This window comes from Micromonospora sp. NPDC023956 (assembly GCF_040639195.1).
Classification (GTDB): domain Bacteria; phylum Actinomycetota; class Actinomycetes; order Mycobacteriales; family Micromonosporaceae; genus Micromonospora.
The window spans coordinates 1-1,707 of sequence record NZ_JBEZZN010000036.1 but is presented as its reverse complement, the minus strand read 5'-3'; the positions used below and the strand labels follow the sequence as shown (position 1 = coordinate 1,707).

2 protein-coding genes are annotated in these 1,707 nt (G+C 67.8%); both read right to left on the bottom strand.

Annotated features, from left to right (window positions below; translation table 11 throughout):
• The coding region (locus AB0F58_RS29895) for an aminotransferase class III-fold pyridoxal phosphate-dependent enzyme (protein ID WP_357150225.1) at nucleotides 1-707 on the bottom strand (707 nt) is incomplete at its 3' end.
• 67 nt (nucleotides 708-774) lie between these two features.
• The gene (locus AB0F58_RS29890) at nucleotides 775-1,560 is read right to left on the bottom strand and encodes an APH(3') family aminoglycoside O-phosphotransferase (protein ID WP_357150222.1); all 786 of its coding nucleotides are present in this window, start codon (nucleotides 1,558-1,560) and stop codon (nucleotides 775-777) included.
• Nucleotides 1,561-1,707: the final 147 nt, after the last annotated feature.

The following is a 1,707-nucleotide window of genomic DNA, read 5'->3' as shown; positions in this document are numbered from 1 at the left end:
ACCACCACCACGTCAGCCGGCACACCCAAACCATGCACACCCTTCGGCCCCGCCCGGAACCCCGTGTACACCTCATCCATCATGAACGGCACGTCGTACCGCGCACACAACGCATACATCCGGCGGTAGTAGTCGAGATCGAAAAACAGCATCTCCGGCGAGACCAGCACCCCGGCGACCTCACCGCCGAAAGCCTCCAGCATCTTCGCCAGAGCCTTCTCGTTGTACCCGAAACCCACCACACCAGTGGTCTGCTGGTACCCGAACGACTCCCCAGCCAGCTGCCACTCGTGCCACCCGTGATACCCACACGACAGGATCAACTCACGACCCGTCGCCGCCCGCGCCAACCGGGCCGCCATCGCCGTGCCCTCGGTACCGGTCTTGTGGAACACCACCTTCTCGGCACACTCGTACCGCTCACACAACCGCTCCGCCAACTCCACCCGCGGCACCGACAACGTCGACGCGAACGCCGTACCGTAATCCTGAATCTGCCGCACGATCGCCTCGATCACCGCCGGATGACGGTAGCCGACGATCACCGCGGCGTCGGCGCCCGTCAGGTCGACGTAACGGTTGCCGGACACGTCCGTCATCCACGCGCCCTCGGCGTGCGCGATCACCGACGGGTAGCGCCCCGAGATGTCGTACTCCTCGGCCGCGGTCGTCCGCCGGGCCCGCTCGATCAAGTCACGGTAGTTCATGTGCCCACCACGCCATTCACGTCGTGGCGGGCCGGCGTCCGTCGGACGCCGGCCCGCCCGGCTCAGCTCAGAGAAATTCGTCCAGCAGTTGGATGTAGGTCAGCTTGTGCTGGTCCACGGTGGTGCCGTACCGCCGGAGGAAGTGCTCGGCGTGCGGCGGCCCGTAGCCCCAGACATCGTCCTGGCCGATGTTGTACATCGCCAGGGCGAGATCCATCCACCGGTCCGAGACGCCGGCCCGGTCGACGTCGAGGATGCCGGCCAGGGTCAGCGTCTCCGGATCGATCAGCACGTTGTCGAGGCAGAAGTCACCGTGGCAGACGACGAGGTCGTCCTCGGCCGGGGGCGTCATCCGGCTCAGCTCCTCCCAGAGCTGCTGCGCCGTCCAGCCCTCGTGCGACGGGTCCACGTCGTCCAGGTCGAGCGCGCCCAGCGCCATCGAGGAACCGGCCTGGTGGATCAGGTCGGCCAGCCGCCGCTCGAACGGACACTCCTCCACCGGAAGCGCGTGCATCGTACGCGCGACGTCGGCGACGACGTCGATCACGCGCCACCGTTCCTCCGGCTTCCAGTGCCGGGCGGCGGGCCGCCCAGGCAGCGTCCTGGTGACCACCCACTCCAGTTCGTCGTTGGCGCCCTGTGCCACCACCTCCGGGACGGGTAGTCCCTGGCCAGCCAGCCAACGGAGCCGTTCGGCCTCCCTGGCCGGGTTGAACCGGTGGTCGTCGGGGTGCCTGGGTGGCGTGGTCTTCACGTAGAAGGAGGGCCCCTCCCCCACGCGGTAGACCGTCGCACCGGACGAACGCTCGCCCAGACACTCCCACGGGTCGTCCTTGTCACCCCAGCCAGCCACCGGTATCGGTGCTGCAGCCATTGTCACCGGCCCTGTCGATCCCCGGCCCGGGTCAGTTCTGTTCGGGGATGAGGACGGGCTTGATGCTCCGGTCCCGACTCACGACCTGCTCGATCGTCGCGTCGATCAACGCGTTCGTCCGCTCGT